At 74.5% G+C, this 21692-nt stretch carries 20 protein-coding genes; 11 read left to right on the plus strand and 9 right to left on the minus strand.

Annotation, left to right across the window (positions count from 1 at the left end):
* Positions 1-365 (minus strand): VOC family protein (locus tag Mco01_RS31120; RefSeq protein ID WP_204060419.1); only part of this gene is annotated, 365 nt, incomplete at its 3' end.
* 95 nt (positions 366-460) lie between these two features.
* On the opposite strand from Mco01_RS31120, the gene Mco01_RS31125 reads away from it, so the two are divergent.
* The 6 genes from Mco01_RS31125 to Mco01_RS31150 all read left to right on the plus strand — a co-directional run bounded on the left by Mco01_RS31125 (position 461) and on the right by Mco01_RS31150 (position 5631).
* Positions 461-1408 (plus strand): helix-turn-helix transcriptional regulator, encoded by a 948-nt coding sequence (locus Mco01_RS31125; RefSeq protein ID WP_204060420.1) that lies wholly within the window; start codon positions 461-463, stop codon positions 1406-1408.
* Positions 1409-1596: 188 nt separating this feature from the next.
* A complete protein-coding gene (locus Mco01_RS31130; RefSeq protein WP_204060421.1) occupies positions 1597-2508 on the plus strand; it encodes a sensor histidine kinase in 912 nt (303 codons plus the stop codon).
* A gap of 36 nt (positions 2509-2544) precedes the next feature.
* A complete protein-coding gene (locus Mco01_RS31135; RefSeq protein ID WP_204060422.1) occupies positions 2545-3126 on the plus strand; it encodes a TetR/AcrR family transcriptional regulator in 582 nt (193 codons plus the stop codon).
* A gap of 104 nt (positions 3127-3230) precedes the next feature.
* Entirely contained in the window at positions 3231-3989 is a 759-nt protein-coding gene (locus Mco01_RS31140; RefSeq protein ID WP_204060423.1) for an SDR family NAD(P)-dependent oxidoreductase, read from the plus strand.
* A gap of 63 nt (positions 3990-4052) precedes the next feature.
* The gene (locus Mco01_RS31145) at positions 4053-4496 is read left to right on the plus strand and encodes a Fur family transcriptional regulator (RefSeq protein WP_239104035.1); all 444 of its coding nucleotides are present in this window, start codon (positions 4053-4055) and stop codon (positions 4494-4496) included.
* Complete coding sequence (locus Mco01_RS31150) at positions 4486-5631, plus strand: VIT1/CCC1 transporter family protein (protein WP_204060424.1); 1146 nt, start codon at positions 4486-4488, stop codon at positions 5629-5631. The genes Mco01_RS31145 and Mco01_RS31150 overlap by 11 nt, the downstream gene beginning before the upstream one ends.
* A 45-nt stretch (positions 5632-5676) precedes the next feature.
* Here the strand turns inward: Mco01_RS31150 and Mco01_RS31155 are convergent, their stop codons facing one another.
* The 5 genes from Mco01_RS31155 to Mco01_RS31175 form a co-directional block, all read right to left on the minus strand.
* The gene (locus Mco01_RS31155; protein WP_204060425.1) at positions 5677-6117 is read right to left on the minus strand and encodes a response regulator; all 441 of its coding nucleotides are present in this window, start codon (positions 6115-6117) and stop codon (positions 5677-5679) included.
* Positions 6114-7898 carry a sensor histidine kinase gene (locus tag Mco01_RS31160; RefSeq protein WP_204060426.1) on the minus strand — a complete coding sequence of 595 codons (1785 nt, stop codon included), beginning with the start codon at positions 7896-7898 and terminating at the stop codon, positions 6114-6116. Before Mco01_RS31160 ends, Mco01_RS31155 begins: the two co-directional genes overlap by 4 nt.
* A complete protein-coding gene (locus Mco01_RS31165; RefSeq protein ID WP_239104036.1) occupies positions 7895-9214 on the minus strand; it encodes a PP2C family protein-serine/threonine phosphatase in 1320 nt (439 codons plus the stop codon). The genes Mco01_RS31160 and Mco01_RS31165 overlap by 4 nt, the downstream gene beginning before the upstream one ends.
* Positions 9215-9484: 270 nt before the next feature.
* Complete coding sequence (locus Mco01_RS31170) at positions 9485-9625, minus strand: hypothetical protein (protein WP_204060428.1); 141 nt, start codon at positions 9623-9625, stop codon at positions 9485-9487.
* Between the two features lie 219 nt (positions 9626-9844).
* Positions 9845-10489 carry a CAP family protein gene (locus Mco01_RS31175; protein ID WP_204060429.1) on the minus strand — a complete coding sequence of 215 codons (645 nt, stop codon included), beginning with the start codon at positions 10487-10489 and terminating at the stop codon, positions 9845-9847.
* A gap of 250 nt (positions 10490-10739) precedes the next feature.
* On the opposite strand from Mco01_RS31175, the gene Mco01_RS31180 reads away from it, so the two are divergent.
* Positions 10740-11690: an aldo/keto reductase gene (locus tag Mco01_RS31180; protein ID WP_204060430.1), complete on the plus strand. Its 951-nt coding sequence runs from the start codon at positions 10740-10742 to the stop codon at positions 11688-11690.
* A 161-nt stretch (positions 11691-11851) separates the two neighbouring features.
* Complete coding sequence (locus tag Mco01_RS31185; RefSeq protein ID WP_204060431.1) at positions 11852-12556, plus strand: (2Fe-2S)-binding protein; 705 nt, start codon at positions 11852-11854, stop codon at positions 12554-12556.
* A 13-nt stretch (positions 12557-12569) separates the two neighbouring features.
* On the opposite strand, the gene murQ is transcribed toward Mco01_RS31185, so the two are convergent.
* Together murQ and Mco01_RS31195 are read right to left on the minus strand one after the other, a co-directional pair.
* Positions 12570-13511: an N-acetylmuramic acid 6-phosphate etherase gene (gene murQ / locus Mco01_RS31190; protein ID WP_275410628.1), complete on the minus strand. Its 942-nt coding sequence runs from the start codon at positions 13509-13511 to the stop codon at positions 12570-12572.
* A gap of 10 nt (positions 13512-13521) precedes the next feature.
* Complete coding sequence (locus Mco01_RS31195; RefSeq protein WP_239104037.1) at positions 13522-14400, minus strand: MurR/RpiR family transcriptional regulator; 879 nt, start codon at positions 14398-14400, stop codon at positions 13522-13524.
* Positions 14401-14759: 359 nt separating this feature from the next.
* On the opposite strand from Mco01_RS31195, the gene Mco01_RS31200 reads away from it, so the two are divergent.
* From Mco01_RS31200 to Mco01_RS31210, 3 genes are all read left to right on the plus strand, one after another.
* Complete coding sequence (locus tag Mco01_RS31200) at positions 14760-16310, plus strand: sodium:solute symporter (RefSeq protein WP_204060433.1); 1551 nt, start codon at positions 14760-14762, stop codon at positions 16308-16310.
* Positions 16311-16364: 54 nt separating this feature from the next.
* A complete protein-coding gene (locus Mco01_RS31205; protein ID WP_204060434.1) occupies positions 16365-17537 on the plus strand; it encodes an anhydro-N-acetylmuramic acid kinase in 1173 nt (390 codons plus the stop codon).
* Between the two features lie 93 nt (positions 17538-17630).
* Positions 17631-18476 (plus strand): helix-turn-helix transcriptional regulator, encoded by an 846-nt coding sequence (locus Mco01_RS31210; protein WP_204060435.1) that lies wholly within the window; start codon positions 17631-17633, stop codon positions 18474-18476.
* A gap of 101 nt (positions 18477-18577) precedes the next feature.
* Here Mco01_RS31210 and Mco01_RS31215 read toward each other — a convergent pair whose 3' ends face one another.
* Complete coding sequence (locus Mco01_RS31215; RefSeq protein ID WP_204060436.1) at positions 18578-21646, minus strand: CHAT domain-containing protein; 3069 nt, start codon at positions 21644-21646, stop codon at positions 18578-18580.
* Positions 21647-21692 lie beyond the last annotated feature (46 nt).

A 21692-nucleotide genomic window follows, 5' to 3' on the forward strand; every position in this document is an offset into this window, starting at 1 on the left:
CCTAGGACGTTGCCGAACGGGTCGGCCACCGAGGCGGTGACGAACCCGGGGCCGTGCTCGGTGAGGGGCAGGTACGGCGTCGCCCCCATGGACAGGAGCCGGTCCAGGGCAGCCCGCACGTCGTCCACGTGCCAGTGGAGGATGGCGCCGCCGGGCGTCCGGGACGCGCCCGGCGGGGCGTACCGGCGGTCGATGAGGCCGAGCTCGGCCTGGTGGTCGCCGATCCTGAACTCGTAGTAGGCGGCCGGCAGCCCTCCGCCCGGACGTTCGAAGTACGGCTCGACGCCCAGCAGGTCGGCGTACCACTCCTTGGCCGCCTCCAGGTCGTCGGCGAAGAAGTTGACGGTGGCGGGTCCTCGAAGCATTTCGGGCTCCCCTTCCTCCAGTGGGACTCGGTCGTATGACCATCCTCCGGCTCAAAGTGCTCACCGATTGAGCACTTTTCCGGAGAAGATGAGGCATGCGCGCCGACCGTCTCGTCGCCGTCCTGCTGCTCATGCAGACCCGCGGCCGGGTGACCGCGGCCGAGCTGGCCGAGGAGCTCGAGGTGTCGGTCGCCACGGCCCGCCGCGACCTCGAGGCGCTGTCGGCGGCCGGGGTGCCGGTGTACCCGCAGCCGGGACGCGGCGGCGGGTGGTCACTCGTCGGCGGCGCCCGCACCGACCTCACCGGCCTGTCGGCGGCGGAGGCGCGGGCCCTGTTCCTGCTCCTCGGCCCGGCCACGGCTGTGTCGGACGAGGTCAGGTCGGCGCTGCGCAAGCTCCTCAGGGCGCTGCCGCCGACCTTCCGGGCCGACGCGGAGGCGGCCGCCGGAGCGACCATGGTCGACCCCGCCGGCTGGGGCGAGCGGGACCGCCCGCGGCCCGGCCTTGTCGCCCTGCTGGAGACCGCCGTGATCCGCCGGCGCAGGGTCCGTCTCGCGTACGTGGACGACGCGGGCAGGCAGAGCGAACGCCTGGTCGACCCGTGGGGGCTGGTCGACAAGGACGGTGTCTGGTACCTGGTCGCCGGGACCGACCGGGGACGGCGGACCTTCCGCGTCGACCGGGTCGCCGGGGCCGAGCCGACCGACCTGCCCGCCGAGCGCCCGGAGGACTTCGCCCTCGGCGCCGCCTGGCGGCAGGTCGTCGGCGAGGTGGAGGAACGCCGGTCGGGCACCTGGGCGACCGTGCTGATCGGGGCCCGGTTCGCGCCGATCCTGCGCGACCGGTTCGGCCGCCACTTCCGCTTCGAGGGCGAGCTTGCCGACGGCCGCGTCCGGGTGCGCGTGGCCGCGCCCGCCCCGCTGGACCTCGCGCGCACCCTCGCCGGCTGGGGCGCCATGATCGAGGTGGTGGAGCCCGGGACGGTCCGGGACGAGCTGGCGCGGATCGGCGCCGAGCTCACGGCCCGTTACTCCTCCCCCTGATCCACGGGCCCGCACGGCGTCCGCGTACGGGCAAAGGTCTTGCCCCGGCGGACGCGGAAGCCGGAGGGCGTGCCTACCATGAGACCCGGGGGGGTTCCGTGGGGGATGTCAGGACCAGGCGATCAGGTAGGTGGGCGCGCCCGCGGGGTGGTGGCGGCGGGTCGTTCGCCCTGTCCTGCCTGCCCCGCATGCCCCGCCTGGCCGGGCGCCCGGACGCCGTGGGCGGGCAGGGGCCGCTCCGGTCGAGGTGCCTGCCCGTCCTGCTGGGCCTGACCGTCGCCGTCGCGGTCACCTGCAAGCTCACGGAGCGGCGCACCCGCCGCGTCATGGCCGCGATCAGCACCGCCCTGTCGCACGCCGGCGAGGAGGGGCGGGAGGTCGCCCTCGCGGACCGGTCGTACGGCGAGGAGGTCGAGGACCTGCTCACCGCCACCGAGGCGACCCTCGACGTGTGCCGTCGCATGCGCTGGTTCGCGGCCGACCTGTCGCACGAGCTGCGCACGCCGCTCACCGCGCTGCGCACCGAGCTGGAGGAGGCCCAGCTCCATCCCGGGCACGTCGACGTGCCCCGCCTGGTGGACATGGGCCTGCGCAGCATCGAGCGGGCGGACGCCGTGCTCGCCAACATGCTCATGCTGGCCCGGCTCCAGTCGGCCGGCAGCGACCCGGAGCGGTTCGACCTGCTGGAGCTGGTGCGCGAGGAGACCACGTCCGCGATCGGGCACCACGCGGTCCACCTGCGGCCGTCCGAGGCCGTGACGGTCAGCGCGGTGCGCGAGCAGATCCGGCAGGCGCTGGCCAACCTGATCGACAACGCCCAGCGGCACGCCGCCGGCCGGGTGGACGTCGAGGTCCGCCACGACGACGGCATGGCCTGCCTGATCGTGGACGACGACGGCGACGGGATCGCGGTGGACGACCGCGAGCGCGTGTTCCAACGCTTCACCCGGCTGGACGGCGACCGCCGCCACGACGAGGGGGGCGCAGGTCTCGGGCTGAGCGTCACCCGGGTGATCGCCGAGGCCCACGGCGGCACCGTCCAGGTCGAGGACTCCCCTCAGCGAGGCGCCCGGTTCGTGTTGCGCCTGCCCGCCGGTTAATTGACCGATCGATCTCGAATAGCTACAGTCCTGCCCGTGGCGAGGACCAAGGAGTTCGATCCCGACGCCGCCCTGGAGCGGGCGCTGGAGCTGTTCTGGGAGCGCGGCTACGAGGCGACGTCGATGGCCGACCTGGTCGAGCGTCTGGGCGTGGCCCGGGCCAGCCTGTACGCCACCTTCGGCGGCAAGCACGACCTCTACGTGAGGGCGCTCGACCGGTACACGGAGAGCCGGGACCGCCGGGTCGTGGAGGCCCTCTCCCAGCCCGGCCCCGCGCTCCCCGCCGTCCGCGCCCTGGTCGAGGCGTACGCCGAGGAGTCCGTGCGCGACGAGCGCAGACGCGGCTGCATGGTGGTGAACGCGGCGGTGGAGGTCATGTCCCGCGACCGGAAGGCGGCGCGCCGGGTCGAGGCGAGCTGGGACACCCTGGAGACCGCCCTGACCTCGGCGCTCACCCGGGCCCGGGCCCAGGGCGAGATCCCGCCCGGCCGCGACCCGCGCGCCCTGGCCCGGCTCCTCCTCGTCGTCCTGCAGGGCATGCGCGTCCTCGGCCGGGCCCATCCCGAGCCCGGCCGGCTGCGCGACGCCGCCGAGCAGGCCCTGGCCGTCCTGGGCTGAAGACGCGCTCACCGTGACCAGACGCGTTTTCGCCTGCCCGAATACGAGAACGATCGGTCTTGAAAGTTCCACGTGAACCCCCGTACCGAGAAGGAGCAGACGTCATGACCGCACGTTTCGCCGGGAGGGTGGTCCTCGTCACCGGCGGCGGATCCGGCATCGGCCGGGCCGCCGCGCGCGCCTTCGCCCGGGAGGGCGCGGCCGTGGTGGTGGCCGGGCGCGGCGCCGGGCCGCTGGAGCGGACCGTCCGGCTCATCGCGGACGAGGGCGGCACGGCGAGCGCCGTGACCGCCGACGTCTCCTCCTCCGGCGACGTCGCCCGGCTCGTCGCGACCGCCGTGGAGCGCCACGGGGGGCTGCACGTCGCGTTCAACAACGCGGGAGTCCTGGAGGCCGGACCGCTCGCGGACATGGAGGAGGACGCCTGGCACCGCCAGCTCGCCGTGAACCTGACGGGGGTCTTCCTGAGCATGAAGCACGAGATCGCCCACATGCGCGCGAACGGCGGCGGCGTGATCGTCAACACCGCCTCCAACCTGGGCGCGCACATGCGGCTGCCGTTCCTCGGCGCGTACGCGGCCTCGAAGGCGGCGGTGAGCGCGCTGACCCGCGCGGCCGCGAGGGAGTGCATCGGTTCCGGCATCCGGATCAACGCGATCAGCCCGGGCCCCTTCGACACGCGGATGTCCCTGCGGCCCGGCGAGGCCGAGGCGGACCGGGCCGAGCGGGTGAAGGGCGCGCTGCCGATCGGCCGGGTCGGGACGCTCGACGAGGCGGCCGCCGCGGTGCTCTGGCTCGCGTCCCCCGAGGCGGGCTTCACCGTCGGACACGACCTCGTCGTCGACGGAGGCGCCACGGCCTGAGCCATGGGACTCCGGGCCTGACTTATACTTGGACAAAGTACAAACAAGCCGGAGGACGACACGGTGGCGGGCGAGGCCGGGACGCGGATGCGGGAGGCCGGGCTGCGGGTCACGCGGCCGCGGGTCGCGGTGATCGGCGCGCTGGAGGCGATGCGCGGGCACCACACGGCCGACGAGGTGCACGCCCACCTGGCCAGGAACGACGTCGCGCTGCCCCGGACGAGCGTCTACAACTCCCTGACGGCGCTCGCCGACGCCGGTCTCGTGATGCGGGCCGACGTGGGGCGCGGCGCGATCGTCTACGAGGTCGCGGAGACCTGGCACCACCACTTCGTGTGCGGGCGGTGCGGCGGAGTGAGCGACGTTCCCTGCCTCGCCGGGGCGCGTCCCTGCCTCACGCCGGGCGAGGACGTGGGAGCCGTCGACGAGGCCCAGGTCGTCTTCCGGGGCACCTGCCGCCGGTGCCTGGACGCGGACGGAGGAGGAGACACAGCTCATGAGCACTGAGACCCGCGACATCCCCGCCGGGCGCGACCGGCGGACGGCCGCGCGCTACCGCGACCTCCTCCGGTCGGAGCGGCGGAGCGCGGCCCTCTACCGGGGTCTCGCCGCCGGGGCCGCGGGCGAGCGGCGGCGCATCCTGACGGAGCTCGCCGCCGTCGAGGAACGGCACGCCGCCCACTGGGCGGCCAAGCTCGCCGCGCTCGGCGAGCACGTCCCCGGGGCCGGGCGTCCCGGGTTGCGCGTCCGGCTGCTGTCCGCGCTGGCCCGCCGTTTCTCGGCCGACATCGTGCTGCCGCTCGTCGAGCGGGCCGAGCACGCGGACGCCGGCCTCTACGACGGCGACCCCGACGCCGCGCCCGGCATGGCCGTCGACGAGCGGTCCCACGCGCGGGTCCTCACCCGGCTGCGCGACGCGAGCGGCGCCGGAGGCCGCGAGATCGCCCGTCACGAGCGATGGCACCGGGGCGACCGCTCCGGGACGCTGCGGGCCGCCGTCTTCGGCGTCAACGACGGCCTGGTCTCCAACACCTCGCTCGTCATGGGCTTCGCCGGGTCGGGGGCCGCGGCCAGGACGGTCCTGTTCGCCGGGCTCGCCGGTCTGCTCGCCGGGGCGTTCTCGATGGCCGCCGGGGAGTACGTCTCCATGCGCAGCCAGCGGGAGGCCTACGAGCGCGAGATCGCCCTGGAGTCGGCCGAGCTCCGCGACGACCCGGAGGCCGAGGCGGAGGAGCTGGCGCTGATCTACCGGGCCAAGGGCCTGGACGCCGACGAGGCCGAGCGCGTCGCCACGACGATCATGAAGGACCGCGAGGCGGCCCTGGACACGATGGCCCGCGAGGAGCTCGGCCTCGACCCCGACGACCTCGGGTCGCCCTGGGGGGCGGCGCTGTCCAGCTTCGCCGCGTTCGCCGCCGGGGCCGTCGTCGCCGTCCTGCCGTACCTGTTCGGCGCGGGCCCGGCGGCGCCCGTCGTGGCGATCGGCCTCGCGGCGGTCGCCCTGTTCGCGGTCGGCGCCGCCCTCGGCCTGCTGAACGGCCGCGGCCCGCTGCGCTCCGGCGGTCGTCAGCTCCTTGTGGGGGGAGGCGCCGCCCTGGTCGTGTACCTCGTCGGCCACCTCATCGGGACCACCGGCGCCTGAGCTCCCGAAGGCGGGTGGTCGTATGCCGCGCCGACCCCCGCGCCGTCAGAGGCGCGGCAGCCGCACCACCTGGACGAAGAACTCGTCGATCTGCTGGACGGCGGAGATGAACCGGTCGAGGTCGACCGGCTTGGTGACGTACGCGTTGGCGTGCAGCTTGTAGCTGCGCAGGATGTCCTCCTCGGCGGCCGAGGTGGTCAGCACGACGACGGGGATGTGCGACAGGTCCGGGTCGGACTTGACGCGCTGCAGGACCTCCCGGCCGTCGTACTTCGGCAGGTTGAGATCGAGGAGGATGAGGCCGGGCCGCGGCGCGTCGGCGTGCTGTCCCCGCCGGTAGAGGAAGTCGAGCGCCTCCTCGCCGTCGCGGACGACGTGCAGCTTGTTGCCGATCTTGTTGTCCTCGAACGCCTCGCGCGTCATGAGCTCGTCACCCGGGTCGTCCTCGACGAGCAGGACGTCGATGGGCTCGGTGGGGGCCGTCATTCGGATGTCCCTTCGATGCCGGCGGCCGGGGGGCGGGCCTGTGCTGTGGTCACGCTGGCGGTGGTGGCTGCTGTGGTGGCTGCGGTGGGCGTGGTGGTGGGTGCGCTGATGGGCATAGTGAAGCAGAAACGGGTGCCGCCGGTGTAGCCGGTGTCGATCCAGATGCGGCCCCCATGGTGCTCGACGATCTTCTTGCACAGCGCGAGGCCGATGCCGGTGCCGCTGTACTGGTCGCGGCTGTGGAGCCGCTGGAAGATGACGAAGACCTTCTCGTTGAACTCCTCGGGGATGCCGATGCCGTTGTCCGCGACGCCGAACACCCAGAAGGCCCGCTCGGCGTCGGGCTCGCAGTCGACGCGTACGACGGGCGGACGCTCGGGGTGCCTGAACTTGACGGCGTTGCCGATGAGGTTCTGCCACAGCATGGCGAGCAGGGCGGGGTCCCCGACGACGCGGGGCAGCTCGTCCGGCCGCTCGATCCGGGCGCCGGACTCCTCGACGGCCGCGGCGAGGTTGGTCAGCGCCTTGTCCACCACCTGGTCGAGCGCCACGTCGGCCTGGGCGTCGTTGAGGCGGCCGACCCGGGAGAAGGTGAGCAGGTCGTTGATGAGGACCTGCATGCGCTTGGCGCCGTCCACGGCGAAGTCGATGTACTGGACGCCGCGTTCGTCGAGCTTGTCGCGGTAACGGCGTTCGAGCATCTGGCAGAAGGACGCCACCTTGCGCAGCGGCTCCTGCAGATCGTGGGAGGCGACGTAGGCGAACTGCTCGAGCTCGCCGTTGGAACGGCGCAACTCGGCCGCCTGGGCGTCGAGGTCCGCCGCCTGGCGGGCCAGGGCCTCCTGCTGCGCCTGCGACGCCTGGAGTTCGGCGACGATGCGCCGCCGCATGTTCTCCACGTCGTCGGCCATTGCCCTGAGGTCGGCCGGTCCCTGAGGGGTGATGCGGTGGGTGAACTCGCCGTCCGCCACCCGCCGGGACGCGACGCGCAGCCGCCACAGCGGCCGCGCGACCAGCAGGTGGAGCAGCACGCCCAGCACGATCGCGGCGAGGACGAACACGGCGACCAGCGCGCCCAGCACGTAGCTCCGGACGGTGCGGATGTGCCGGAGCTGCTCCACCCCCCGGGTGCGCGCCTGGTCCAGGTGGGCGGTCTGCGTGTTCAGCAGGACGCGGATGCGGTCGAACGCGGCCTTGCCGCGGTCGGCGGTGGCCGTGTCGATCGGCCGGGGCGCGCCCACCGTGACCGAGGCGATCAGCGGCTCGGCGTACGACCGCCGCCACCCGGCTCCCGCCGCCTCGATCGACTCGAGGTCGGCCAGCAGGGACGACTGGCCGCCGAGCAGGGCCCGCAACCGGGCCGCCGCCTCGGCCTCGGCCTGCTTGCCCGCCGTGTACGGCTGGAGGAAGGACGGCTGGGCGGCGATGGCGTAGCCGCGCGCCCCGGTCTCCTGGTCGAGCAGCGCGGTCTGCAGCCGGTACGCGTCGACCCTGGCCGGTCCGAGCGTCGAGATCACGTAGTCGGACACCCGGGTGGTGTCGGCGAGCAGGCGCGCCCCGACCACGGTGCCGGCCACCACCAGCAGGATCATCAGGCCCAGGACGATCTGGAACCAGCCCTGGACCGTGGTCCGCCGGAGCAGCGGGACCGGCCCCTGGGCGTCATGGGGCGCGGCGTCCGGCGGCGAGGCCGGTGGCGGGGACGCCTCCGGGCCCGTCGGCGCGGCCGACGTCGCCGGCGTCGAGGGTGTCAGGGGTGTCGATGTCGAGGGTGTCGTCATCGGGTGATGTCCGCTTCCTTGCTCCACTGCAGATGCACGAGGGCCACGTCGTCAGCCAAACCGCCGTAGTCCTCCGACAGCGCCTCGGCCCGGCGGAGCAGCGTGTCGACGAACTCCTGCGGGGGCAGCCCGGCCGCCTCCCGCGCCAGGGCCAGCAGCCCGTCCTCGCCCAGCCGCTCCCCCGCGGGGCCGACGCGTCCCTCGTACAGGCCGTCGGTGAACAGGACGATCTCCGCGCCGGGCGGCAGCTCCATCTCGTGGACCGCAAAGACCTCGGCGCCGGGGAGCAGCCCGAGGGCCGGGCCACCGGGAGGGATGACGAGGTCCACTCCCGCCGGTGAGCGCACGAGCATGCCGGGGTGGCCCGCCCGCAGCACGGTCGCGGCGTGCCTGTCGGGTGACAGCACGAGGCTGGTCACGGTGGCGAAGACCTGGCCGCCGGGCCGCTCCGCGATCAGCAGCTCCTGCAGCATGTCCAGCTGCCGCGGGCCGAACGTCCCGTTGATCACGAGGGTGCGCCAGGCGATCCGCAGCCCCACGCCGAGCGCCGCCTCGTCGGGGCCGTGCCCGGACACGTCGCCGATCAGCGCGTGCACGCTGCCGTCTGCCAGCTGGACGACGTCGTAGAAGTCGCCGCCCAGGAGCGTCTGGGCGCGGCCCGGCCGGTAGCGCGCCACCACGTCCACGTCTCCGGCGCCGCGCAGCAGCGGCACGGGCAGCAGGCCGCGCTCCAGGCGGGCGTTCTCCTGCGCGTGGATCCGGCTGGCCTGCAGGGCGGCGGACACCTGCTCGGCCTGCTTGCGCTGCATCGCGTACCGCACGGTCCGGCCGAACAGGTCGGGTTCGACCTTGCCCTTGACCAGGTAGTCCTGCGCGCCCGCGGCCACCGCGTCCAGCCCGGCCGACTCCTCGGCGAGGCCGGTGAGCACGACGACGGGGATGTGGGCGGCCTGCTGCCGCAGGGTGCCGAGCGCCTGGAGGCCGTGCGCGTCGGGCAGGTGCAGGTCCAGCAGGACGCAGCGGGGCGAGTTCGCGGCCAGCAGGTCGCGTGCCTGGTCGAGGCTGCGCGCCCAGAGCAGGCGCATCTTCAGCCCGCTGTCGGCCAGAAGCTCCTCCACGAGGAGGGCGTCGCCGGCGTCGTCCTCGACGAGCAGCAGCGGCGGCGGCTCGTCCGAAGGGGGTGGCTGCGGCTCCTCTGTCACGGGCAGGCGCGGGCTGATGGACACGTCCAGACGGCCCGGGCCCGCGTGCCCGCGCGCCTCGGGAAGGACGGGCAGCACGCTCGCGCCGCGCGGATCGCGGGGCTCGGGTCTCACCGAGAGTGACACCTTCCCGCCCCTCATTCCGCCGGCCCGATAACACAAGAACAATACCGGCGAACGTGAGTAGGGCCACACGCCGTCCCGCCGGCATCGGGGCTTTCGCGGGTGCGGCGCGCGCATCGGACCGTTCGCGAGGAGCGCGGGGTGACGGTACGGCCTCCGCACGCCCGCCGGGAACCGGCCTCACCCGAGCGGAGGCGGCCACGCCCTCCCTCAGTCGGCGGTGCCGGCAGCATTCCCGAGCGGGAACGGGGACTTCCTCCCTCAGACGTGCGGCGGCCCGGGAACGCCCGCTCGTGCCATGTGCGGGACGGCGGCGCCCGCCGGGGTCGTGGGGTACACGACCTCGGCGGGCGCGCCGGCCTTGGTCTGCGGAACGCCCCGGCGGGCGCGGCGGCCTGGCATGCGATCTCCTAACCCTGGCCCGCCTTCTTCTTCGCCGCTCCGGTGTCCAGCTTCTTGGCGGGCGGCGGAGCGGCGTTCTCCTCGTCGTCGCTCTCGTCGTCCGAACCGTTCGAGTCGTTCGAGTCGCTTGAGTCGCTTGATTTGATCTCGACGACGACCCGCCTGGGGCGAGGGCTGGGAGGAATCGGGGGCCCAAAAGATCGGCCTCGACCGGGTCGATCAGAGGGGACGCGGGACGTTCTCGACGTACCGGCCGATGACGTTGCCCCCCGGGGCGTACACGGCCACGGCGTACCAGCCGCCGTGGGCGCTCCTGGCCAGGCCGACGCCGAGTCGGGTGCTGCTCTTCCACACGACCTGCGTGAACGGGCCGGACATGCGGTCGTAGCCCGGCTTGCTCCAGTCGTAGGAGGCGATCCGGTCGTACCAGGCCTTGACGATCGCGGCGGGCGTGGGCTGGGCCGGCGTCCCCCAGTAGAGGTTCTCGCCGTAGCCGAGCTGCGGGGCGTTGGAGTGCTTCAGCGTGCCGGCGGCCGCGATCGTCCTCGCCCAGTCGGCGGCGAAGGCGGTCAACGCCGGGTCGAGCGACAGCGGGGGCGAGCCGTGCCGGGCCCGGTACGCGTTGTGCTGGGCGAGCATGCCGGCCGCGAAGGCCGCGTCAGCCGAGGCCGGCGGCGGCGCCGTCGAGGGCGCGGGCGCGGGCGCGGGCGCGGGCGACGGCGTCACGGTGGCGCGCGCCGAGGGCGACGGCAGCGGTGTCATGATGGCGGGCGTACGGGACGACGCCCAGACCGGTGCCGTACCGGATGTCGCCAGGCTGAGTGCGGCGGCGAGCCCCGCGACGGCCGTGACCGGAATCCCCATGTGCGCATTCCCCCGAAGACGCGGACGACGCGAGCACGATCGGCCCGCGCTGGACGCACCCCATGATGCGGTGCGACCTGCGGATTCCGGATCGGTGACACGCCGGAGGCGCAGGAGGTGCTCCTGACCCGGGATGAGGAGCGTTCGCCGACGCCGGCCCGGAACACTAACTAGATCGACATCTTGTGGACCGGGATGTCAGACTTCCCTACCGGAGATCGGACCCGGGACACGTAGTGGGGAGCGTGCCATGGCGCAGGTGAATCTGGCTTTGGGAACGATGTACTTCGGCACCCGCCTCGACGGGCGGGCCTCGTGGGAGGTGCTCGACCGGTTCGTCGACGCGGGCGGCACCCTGATCGACACCGCGGACTGCTACTCCTTCTGGGCCGACCCCAGCGGCTACGGCGGGCAGAGCGAGCGCGTCATCGGGGAGTGGCTGGCGAGCCGCCCCGGAGTGCGCGACCGGGTGTCCATCAGCACGAAGGTGGGCGCCGAGCCCACGACCGGAGCCGACGGATGGCCCGCCAACCGGGAGGGACTGTCGGCTCCGGCGATCAAGGCGGGGATCGAGGGCAGCCTCCGCCGCCTCGGCGTGGAGCACGTCGAGATCTGCTGGGCGCACATGGAGGACCGCTCCGCGCCCCTGGAGGAGACCGTCCAGGCGTTCGCCGAGCTGGTCGAGGCCGGCACGGTCGGCCGGCTGGGCGCGTCCAACCACCCGATCTGGCGGGTGGAGCGGGCCCGGAACATCGCCGGGGCCGCCGGGTGGGCGGGGTACACGGCGCTGCAGCTGCGCACCTCGTACATCCGGCCGCGGCCCGACTCACCGGTGCCCGACCAGAACCACCGCTTCGGCTGGGTCTCCGAGGAGGTGCTCGACTACGTCGACTGCCACCCGGAGATCGACCTGTGGGCCTACACGGCCCTGCTCAACGGCTTCTACGTGCGGGACGACCGGCCGCTGCCGGAGGCGTACGACCATCCGGGGACGGCGCGGCGCCTGGAGGCACTGGCGGAGGTGGCCGGTGAGCTGGGGGTCACGCGCAACCAGGTGGTGCTGGCCTGGCTGACCGGCGGGTCGCCCGCCGTCACGCCGATCGTCGGGGTGAGCGGCGTGGCGCAGCTGGACGAGGCGCTGGCCGGGGTGGCGCTCGAACTGCCCGAGGAGCTCCGCCGCCGGCTCGACCAGGCCGGGTGAGCGCCGCGGGGGACGGCGCTGCCGCCCCCCGCGGCGGGATGAGAACGACGACGACCTCGGGGTGGCCTCGTCGGCCCGAGGTCGTCGCTCTTTCCGGGGGGCGACGATCAGGGTGGAGTCGGTTTAGGCTAGCCAACCTTGTTCCGACCCGAGGAGAGCAGGTGCTCGACGCCCTGACCGGCCACCTGAGGAGCCTGGAGAGCGAGCGTGGCGGCGTGCTCGGCGTGCTGCCCGGGCTGGTCGCCGGCGACGCCGCCGGCTGGACGCCCGTCTCCGAGCTCGTGCGGGAGCCGTACGACAAGCTCCTCGCGCTGGTGGACGAGACGGCGGACCGGTGGAAGGCCCCGCGCCACGTGGGGGCGGCGCTGCTGTGGAAGACGTACGGCTACTGGCACACGATGCCGATGGTCCTGGGATGGGCGCTCGGCCGCCGCGTGCCGCTGATGCGGTTCGCGGACACGCTGGTCCGGCCGTCCGCGGCGGGCGTGACGATCGCGGCCACGGCGGTGACCGTGGCCGTGCGGCCGGACGACCCGGTGGCGGGCGAGCCCGGGACGCTGGTCGTGCCCGACCTCCCCGGGGTGATCCGGCAGGCGCTCCTGGACGGCCAGCGCCCTCTGATCACGGCGCTGGGCGCGGTGGCGCGGGTGGGCGATCGGATCCTGTGGGGCTCCACGGCGGAGGCCGTCGTCCACCCGCTGCTCGACCTCGGGCCGTACGCGGAGGCGGCCCGGCTCCTGGAACGGATCGGGCCGCCGGTGGCGGGACTGGTCACGGCGGACGGCGAGGGCTACCGGCGCCGCACCTGCTGCCTCTGGGTCACCCTGCCGGACGCCGACGCCTGCTCCACCTGCTGCGTACGCTGATCCCTCGCCGGAGTCAGGCCAGGCCGGCCGCCCCGCGCACGTCGCCGCCCGACCGGTCGAGCCGGGCCGCCGCCTCCGCGGCGTCGCAGTGCGCCAGCAGCATCACGACGGCCGTCTTCGCGTGGCCGCCCGCCGCCTCGAGCGCGCGGGCGGCGGTCTCCGGATCGGCGCCCGCGGCCTGCGCCACGATCCGCCGGGCCCGGTCGGTGAGCTTGTCGTTGGTCGGGCGGACGTCGACCATGAGGTTGCGGTAGACCTTGCCGAGGCGCACCATCGACGCGGTCGAGAGCATGTTGCACACCATCTTCTGGGCGCTGCCGGCCTTCAGCCGCGTCGACCCGGTGAGCACCTCGGGACCGGTGACGACCTCGATGGCGACGTCCGCGTGCCCGCTGACCACGGCGTCCCGGTTGCAGGACACCGCGACCGTGCGTGCGTCCAGCGAGCGGGCGTGGTCCAGGCCGCCCACGACGTACGGCGTGCGGCCGCTGGCGGTGAGGCCGACGACGGTGTCACGGGCGCCCACGCCGATCCGGTCGAGGTCGGCCACCGCGCCGCGCGGGTCGTCCTCCGCGCCCTCGGCGGCGACGGCGAACGCGTCCGGCCCGCCCGCGACCAGCGCCACCACCTGGCCGGGCGGCGTGCCGAAGGTGGGCGGGCACTCGACCGCGTCGAGCAGCCCGATACGGCCGCTGGTCCCGGCCCCGAGGTAGACGAGCCGGCCGCCCTCACGCAGCGAGGCGGTGATCAGTTCGACGGCGGCGCCGATCCGCGGAAGGGCCTCGCGCACCGCGAGCGCCACCGAGCGGTCCTCGGCGTTCATCGCCTCCAGCAGGTCGGGCACCGGCATGCGGTCCAGGTCGGCCGTCCGCTCGTTGCGGGTTTCCGTGCCGAGCGCGCTGAGATCCACGGCGCGGGCGTCCTTTCTGGCTTCTCCGGTACGGCGGTCGTGCAGAGGAGAGGGGTCACTCGTGCGCCGGCGTCCGGCGGGCCGCCGAGCGGCGCGTGCGCCAGTGGATGGCGCTGTAGGTGCTCTCCAGGGCGGCGGCGGCCTCGTCGAACCGCCGCTGGGCCACGCCGACGAACAGGCAGTCGATCACGGCGAGCTGCGCGATCCGGCTGACCGTCGCGCCCGACCGGAACGGCGTCTCGCGGGCCGACGTGCTCAGCACCAGGTCGGCGCCCTCCCCGAGAAGCGAGTTCGGGTAGTTGGTGAGGGCGATGGTCGTCGCCCCCCGCTCGCCCGCGGCCTGGAGCGGGTCGACCGTGTCCAGGGTCGCCCCCGAGTGTGAGATCCCGATGGCGACGTCGCCGGGCCCGAGCAGCGCGGCCGCGGTCAGCGCGGCGTGCGCGTCGGTCCAGATGAACGCCATCATGCCGATGCGGTGGAGCTTCTGGTGCAGGTCCTGCCCGACGAAGGCGCTCGCCCCGACGCCGAAGACGTCGACGCGCCGGGCCCGCGCGACCGCGTCGACCGCCCGGCCCAGCATCCGGACGTCGAGCCCGGCGCCGGTCTCCTCCAGCGCGCGCACCTCGTTGAAGATGATCTTGTTGACCACCTCGTCGAGCGAGTCGGTCGCGCTGATGTCGGCGCTCACCCGGGGCCGGTCGCCGCCGAGCGCGTCCTCGCGGGCCGCGGCGCCGGCCAGGGCGAGGCGCAACTGGGGGTAGTTCCCCAGCCCGACGGCCCGGCAGAACCGCATCACCGTGGTGACCGACGTCTGCGCCCTGCCACTCAGCTCGCTGATCGACATCTGGGCGGCCCTGGCCGGGTCGACGAGGACGGCCTCCGCGACGCGGCGCTCGGCCGGCGCCAGCGAGGGCAGGGCCGCCCGGATCCGCACCAGGACCTCCGCCGCGGGCGACCCGGGCGACTCCGCAGGCCCGGACGTCTCGGCGGATCCCGATGACCCGGGCGATGCCCCCGACGTGGGAGGCGCGGCCGGCATGAGAGACGCGGGCCGCACGGGAGACGCGGGCGGCCGCTCGGCCGGATCGCCGGGCGAGGCCGGGGAAGACATGCGTTCCTCCAACGGAGCGGGGACGAGCGACAGCGTAGCCGGGGCCACTTGGGTGGTCAAAAATGTACCAAGGAGAGGATTTCGCGTTACTTATTGACATCCACAGTTCGCCGCTCGGATACTCGCTGGATCGTGCGAGCCCCCCACCGGTGGTCCCGCCGGCTCGTCGCAAGGAGGCACCTGTGCGAAGTCTCGACCTCGTCGTCCTCGTCGTGTACCTGGTCGCGATCGCCGTCATCGGGCTGCGCCTGTCCGGACGGCAGAAATCGGCGAAGGACTACTTCGTCGGCGAGGGCCGCATGCCGTGGTGGACCGTCTGCTTCTCGGTCGTCGCCACGGAGACCAGTGTGCTCACCGTCATCAGCGTCCCCGGCGGCGCCTACAGCGGTCAGGGCTTCGGCAACGTGGAGCTGGCGCTCGGCTACGTCATCGGCCGGGTCGTCGTCGCCACGGTCCTGATCCCGCTGTACAAGCGGGGCGGCTTCGTCAGCGCCTACCAGTACCTCGGTGACCGGTTCGGGCTGAAGCTGCAGGGTCTCGCCTCGGTGACGTTCGTCGTCACGCGGCTGCTCGCCGAGGGCGTCCGGCTGTTCGCCTCGGCGATCCCGATCAAGCTGCTGCTCGACGAGTTCGGCGTGCACACGAGCTTCCAGATCATCATCGTCGTGCTGACCGCGATCACCGTGGTCTACACGTACCTGGGCGGCATCAAGGCCGTCATCTGGACCGACGCCATCCAGATGCTCCTGTACCTCGGCGGCGCGGTCCTGGCGATCGCGGTGCTCGCCGGGCACGTCGGCGGCCAGGGCTTCACCGACGCGCTGGACGCGGGCCGCTTCCGGCTGTTCGACACCGACTTCGGCTTCGCCCACATCCTGACCAGCACCTTCGCCCTGCCGACGGCGATCCTCGGCGGCGCCATCTTCGCCATGGCGAGCCACGGCTCCGACCAGCTGATCGTCCAGCGCATCCTGGCCACCCCCAGTCTGCGCGACAGCCAGAAGGCGATGATCGGCTCCGGGGTGTTCATCACATTCCAGTTCGCGGCGTTCTCGCTCGTCGGGGCGCTGCTGTGGTCGTACAACCAGGGCCGGACCTTCGGCCAGCTGGGCCTGAAGAGCTCCGACAACCTCTACCCGAACTTCATCCTGCACGCCCTGCCCGCCGGCATCTCGGGGCTGCTGGTGGCCGGGATCCTCGGCGCGGCCATGGGCTCGCTGTCGTCCGCTCTGAACTCCATGTCCAACTCGACGGTCTCGGACGTCATCCACAACTTCTTCCGCCGTACGCCGTCGGACCGGACGCTGCTGACGCTGGCCCGGGTGATGACACTGGTGTGGGCCGTGCTGATGGCCGTGTTCGCGAGCGCCTTCAGCGACAGCACCGGCAACGTCTACCTGACCGGCCTCACCATCGCCGGGTACACGTACGGCGCGCTGCTGGGCGCGTTCCTGCTGGGACGGCTGGTGCGGCGCGCCAACGAGATCGACTCCGTGATCGCCTTCCTCGTCACCGTGGCCGTGATGACCTTCGTCGTGCGCGGCGTCAAGATCGACGTGACCACGGCCGGGACCACCACGTCCGCCGGCATCGCGGCGCAGTGGCTCGTCCCCATCGGAGTGATCGTCACCCTCGTCGTGGGAGGCGCGCTGAGCCTGTTCCACCGCGCGCCGGAGCGGGAGCCGGCCACCGCCCTCGACGGCGCCGCCGCCGGAGGGGCGGCCCGGCCCTGAGGGCCGTACGGAGGCAGCCATGTCGACAGCCGAGGTCGCCGGAGGGGGGCCGCCGTGCGCGTGATCGGTCTGATGTCGGGCACGTCGTACGACGGCATCGAGGCGGCGGCGGCCGGCCTGACGCTCGCGGGCGACGCCCTGGTGATGCGTCCGATGGGCGCGCTCAGCCTGCCGTACCCGGACGGGCTGCGGGGACGGATCGCCGCCGTGCTGCCTCCGGCCGACACGACGGCCGAGGAGGTCTGCCGGCTGGACGCCGAGATCGGCCACGCCTTCGCCGGGGCCGCCGGCCGCGCCATCGCGGAGCTGTGCGGGGGCGCGGCCGACCTGGTCGTCTCGCACGGCCAGACGGTGTACCACTGGGTGGACGGCGGGGTCGTCCGCGGCACCCTCCAACTGGGGCAGCCGGCCTGGATCGCCGAGGCGACCGGGCTCCCCGTGGTGTCCGACCTGCGCAGCCGGGACGTCGCCGCAGGCGGGCAGGGCGCGCCGCTCGTCAGCATGCTCGACACGCTCCTGCTGCGGGCGCGCGAGGGCGTCCCGGCCGCCCTCAACCTCGGCGGCATCGCCAACGTCACGGTCGTCCCGCCGGAGCGCGACCCGGTCGCTTTCGACACCGGCCCGGCCAACGCGCTGCTCGACGCGGCCGTGCGGCACTTCAGCGGCGGCGCCAGGGACTACGACGAGGACGGCCGGGGAGCGGCCGCCGGCCAGGTGAACAGGGGCCTCCTGGCCGCGCTGCTCGACGATCCGTACTATCGCAGGCCCGCGCCGAAGAGCACCGGCAAGGAGCACTTCCACCTGCCGTACCTGCTGGAGGCACTGGCCGGGCACCCCGTGCCGTCCCCGGACGACGTGCTGGCGACGCTCACCCGGCTGACCGCCGTCACCGTGGCGGACGCCTGCCGCGCCCATGGCGTCACCGAGCTCGTCGTGTCGGGCGGGGGCGCCCGCAACCCGGTGATGACGCGGATGATCGGCGAGGAGCTGCCGTCGGTGCGGCTGCTGTCGAGCGACGACCTCGGCGTGCCGTCCGCCGCCAAGGAGGCGCTGGCCTTCGCGGTGCTCGGATTCCTGACCGTGCACGGGCTGCCCGGCCAGGTGCCCTCCTGCACCGGAGCGCGGCGCGGCACCCCGCTCGGCTCTCTCACGCCGGGCCGCGCCCCGCTGCGGCTGCCCGCCCCGGCGGACGCGGCTCCCCGGACGCTGCGGGTGATCACAGAATAGGCGGGAGCCGCTCCCCCGGCGGCGATCCGCCTGGGGACTGGGTGGCCGGGCCGCTCCTACCTAAGCACGCTAAATACGACATAACGTACGAATATGGACGGTGACCGACTTCTGGGTGAGTTCCTCCGCGCCCGCCGTCACGCCACGAGTCCGGACCAGGTTGGCCTCAGCGCCGGCAGGCGGCGCACTCCGGGCCTCCGCCGTGAGGAGGTGGCCATGCTGGCCGGCGTCAGCTCGGAGTACTACACCCGGCTGGAGCAAGGCAGAGAACGGCGCCCTTCGGAGCAGGTGCTGGAGGCCCTGGCACGGGTGTTCGACCTCGACGCCGAGGCCGTCGACCACCTCTTCGAGCTCACGCGGCCCCGGCCCCGCAGACGGACGTCCGGGCAGATCTCCCCCAACCTGCTGCGGCTCATGGCGGGCTGGGACCACCTGCCGGCGCTCATCCTGAACGACCAGATGGACCTGCTGGCCCAGAACCCGCCGGCCGCGGCCCTCCACGAGGGGCTGCTGGAGCCCCTAGGCAACGTGATCCGGATGACCTTCCTCAACCCCGCCTCGCGCGACTTCTATGTGGATTGGGAGCGCGAGGCCCGGTCCAACGCGGCGCATCTGCGCACCGTCGCAGGCGGCGACCCCCAGGACCCGCGCCTCCTGGCGTTGATCGAGGAGCTCCTGGACGGGAGCGAGGACTTCCGCCGCCTGTGGACCCGCTACGAGGTGGGGATGAAGGTCCCCGGCACGATTCGGATACGGCACCGGCGGGTGGGCGAGCTGACCCTCCATTTCGAGGCGCTCGCCGTGCGGAGCGCCCCCGGCCAGTACCTCGTCCTCGGCCAGGCCGAGCCCGGCGCGTCCGAGCACGCCGTGGCCGGGCTCAGGAACGGGCGGGCCGGAGGCCGGGAGACCTCCCGGGCCGCCTCCTTTCCCGTCGGCTGACGCTGCCCCCGCCTCCCGTGCCGGTGGCGGGCGATCGGCTCCCTCTGGAACGCCGTCCGTCGGGCCTCAGCCGTGCGGCGGCGGGGTCACCCACCACCTCGTCAGCCGGCGCCGGCGGTGGCCCGGTCACGGCCAGGATCCCGGCCGAAGACCGGGACGGCGCCGGCGCCGATGCACACGAAGCCGGCCGCGGCGGCGGCCGTCCGCGGGTCGCTCCCCCGGACGGCCCGCTGGGCCTCGGCGAGGGCGGCGGCGGGGGGGCGCCCGGCGGCCAGCCGTTCGTGGAAGGCCACCATGACGGGGGTCGTCGTCGCGTCCGGGATCGGCAGCACCGAGGCGACGAGCTGGGAGGTGCCGCGGGCGAGGAACGCCACGGCGAGGCCCATCAGCTCGTCGCCGGTGCGCACCACGGAACGACCGCTGTCGCAGGCCGCGAGCACGAGCGTGTGCGGCACCCGCGGCAGCCGTTCCACGTCGTAGGCCATCAGCGGCCCGTCGGCGAGGGCGATGCCGGAGAACAGCGGGTTCTCGGCCGACAGGTGGCCGTGCGCGGCGAGATGCGCGAGCCCGGCCCGCGACAGGGCGGCCGAGACCGCCTCGACCGACGCCGCGGCTCCGGCGAGCACGACGCCGTCGTGGATGGCGCCCACCGCCGCCGCCTCGGGCCCCGCCGCCGGCAGCCGCGGGCCCGCCACCGCGACCACCCGTCCCCCGGGTGCGGCACCCGCAGGACCCGCGCCCGCAGCACGACCCACGTCGGCGCCGTGCGCGCCGTGCACGGCGTGGCCGTCCGCGCCACCCCTGCCGTCACCGTCCGTTCCGTCCGGAGACGCGAGGCGGGTCCGGGCGAGGTGCCACAGCGTCGCGGACGGCGCGACGGTCACGGGCCGTCCCGCGCAGGACGGCAGGAGGGACCACGGCAGACTGTGCAGCGGCCCAGTGGGCACCACGACGAGCGGGCGGCCGCCGATCTCGGCCAGCGGCCCGAGCAGCAGCGCGTCGAGCCGGGCGGCCGCGGCGTCCAGCAGCGCCGCGGACGCGGCCAGCACCTCGGGCCGGGCGTCCGGGCGCGCGTTGCGCCGCACGGCGAACGTCAGCCGCTCGATCAGGTCGGCCGCCTCCGCCGTCGCCCCGAGGCGCCGGACGCCCACGCGGCCGTCCACCACGGTGAGCACGTGCAGGTCGGCGCCCCGGCGGACGTACTCGACCAGCGCCCACGAGCCGAGTGAGGCGGCGAGGTCCCGGGGCGTGACCGGGGCGGCCGGCGCGCCGCCGGGGGTGCCGGCGAGGCGGCGGCTGTGGTCGCGGATGCGCCGTTCCAGGTCCGCCTGCCGGGCGAGCAGCGGGGCGGGCGCCGCCGCCTGACCGGCCAGATCCCTCGTGACGGAGCGCAGCCGGGCCAGCAGCGCGGTCAGCACCGGATCGTCGGGCGGACGGACCGGCGCGGCCAGCAGGCGGCTGGCGCGGGCGCGCTCCGACCATTCGAGGAGACCGTCGGGGCGGCCGGCCTCGAAGGCCACCTCCAGTCCCAGCGCCACCAGGTCGGCCCGGTGCGCCGCCGCGTGCACCCGCAGGTCGGTGGCCCCCATGGCCGAGGCGTGCTCGTCCAGGACCCGCAGGCCCGTCCGTACGGCGGCGAGCACACCGCGGGCGTCCCCCTCGGCGCGCCGTTGCAGCGCCCGCGCGTACCAGCCGCGCGCCCGGACGAGCGCCGGCCCCCGGGACCGGGACGCCGCCGCGGCCCGGCTCAGGTAGCCGGCGGCCACGTCCGCCGTCCTGACGCGCCGCTCGGAAGCCAGCTCGGCGTCCGCCCGCGCGTCACCAAGGGCTCCGGAGCGGTGAGGTCCTTCGTCGCCCCGCCGGGCGCGGCCCTCGGCGGTCGGCTCGGCGTCCGCCCGCACGCCGTCGCCCGGCTGGTGGGGCCCTTCCTCACCCGGCCGGACCCGGCCCTCGGCGGTCACCTGGGCGGCCACGATCGCGGCGTCCAGCGCCGCCGCCGGCCATCCCGCCGCGTCCAGGGTCGCGACCATGACGTCGATGACCGCCGCCTGGAGGCGCGGCCGGCGGCCGGCGGCGCGCTGGGCGGACAGGACGGACAGCCGGGCCAGTTCCGTCCATTCCCGCCGCCCCTGGGCGCGGAAGCGGCGCAGCGCCGCCCGGGCGTGGCCCAGCGCGGCGGCCGGGTCGCCGGACAGGATCTCGGCCTGCGCGAGCAGCACCTGCACCTCGGGCACCTTGAGCGAGCGGCGCTCGCGGCGGTAGGCGTCCACCGCGCGGGCGGCGGCCGCCTTCGCCTCGGCGGTGAGCCCCACCGACAGGAGCAGCTCGGCCCGGTCCTGGTGCAGCGTGCCCAGCTGCGCGCCGTGCGCGCCGATGATGCGCTCGGCCCGGTCGAGGTGGCGCAGCGCGGCCGGGACGTCGCCCCGCAGCGTCTCCATGAGACCGAGGTTGTTGGCGATCAGGCCGATCGTCAGCGGGCGGCCGAGCTCGCGCGCCAGTGTCTCCGCCTCCAGCAGGTCGCGTTCGGCCGCGGTGAAGGCGTGCCGGTCGGAGTGGACGAGGGCCCGGTTGATCAGCATCCGCTGCACGCCGAGCAGGTCGGCGTGGTGGCGCAGGACCTGCAGCGCCACCTCGAACTCGGCCAGCGACTCGTCGAGGCGGCCGATCACGTGCAGCACGATCGCGCGCTGCGCGCGGGCGCGGGCGGCCGCCACGCCGGTCAGATCCGGCAGGGCGGCGTCGATCTCGCGCAGCGCGGCCTGCGGCCTGCCGCGTTGCAGAACCGCGAAGGCGAGCTTGTACCGCGCCTCGCCGGCCAGGTCGGCCCGACCGGCCCGCACGCCCCACGCGGCGGCGCGGCTCAGGTGCCTGATGGCGTTGTCGAGCTCGCCCACGTGCAGGAGCGCGTGCCCCCAGGCGCGTTCGGCCGTGGACGCCGCCACGGCGTGGCCCGCGCGGGCCGCGCGCCGGGCTGCCTTCTCGGCCGTCGGGAGGCCCGAGACGGGGTCGCGGTCGACCGCGGCCAGCGCCGCCTCGGCCTCGGCCAGCGGCTCATCCGCCGACTCCGGCGAGCCGTCGCCGTCGCCGTTGTCGCGAACGGCGGGGGCGCCTGCTGGAGCGTTCCCGTGGCCCCTTGCGCCCGGCGGCGTTTCCTGCGTTGGATGTATCACGGCCAGGCCCTCGTGGTTCCGTCTGAGGAAGTTCGCGTTCCGGACG

The sequence above is a fragment of the Microbispora corallina genome, from assembly GCF_016863035.1.
Classification (GTDB): domain Bacteria; phylum Actinomycetota; class Actinomycetes; order Streptosporangiales; family Streptosporangiaceae; genus Microbispora; species Microbispora corallina.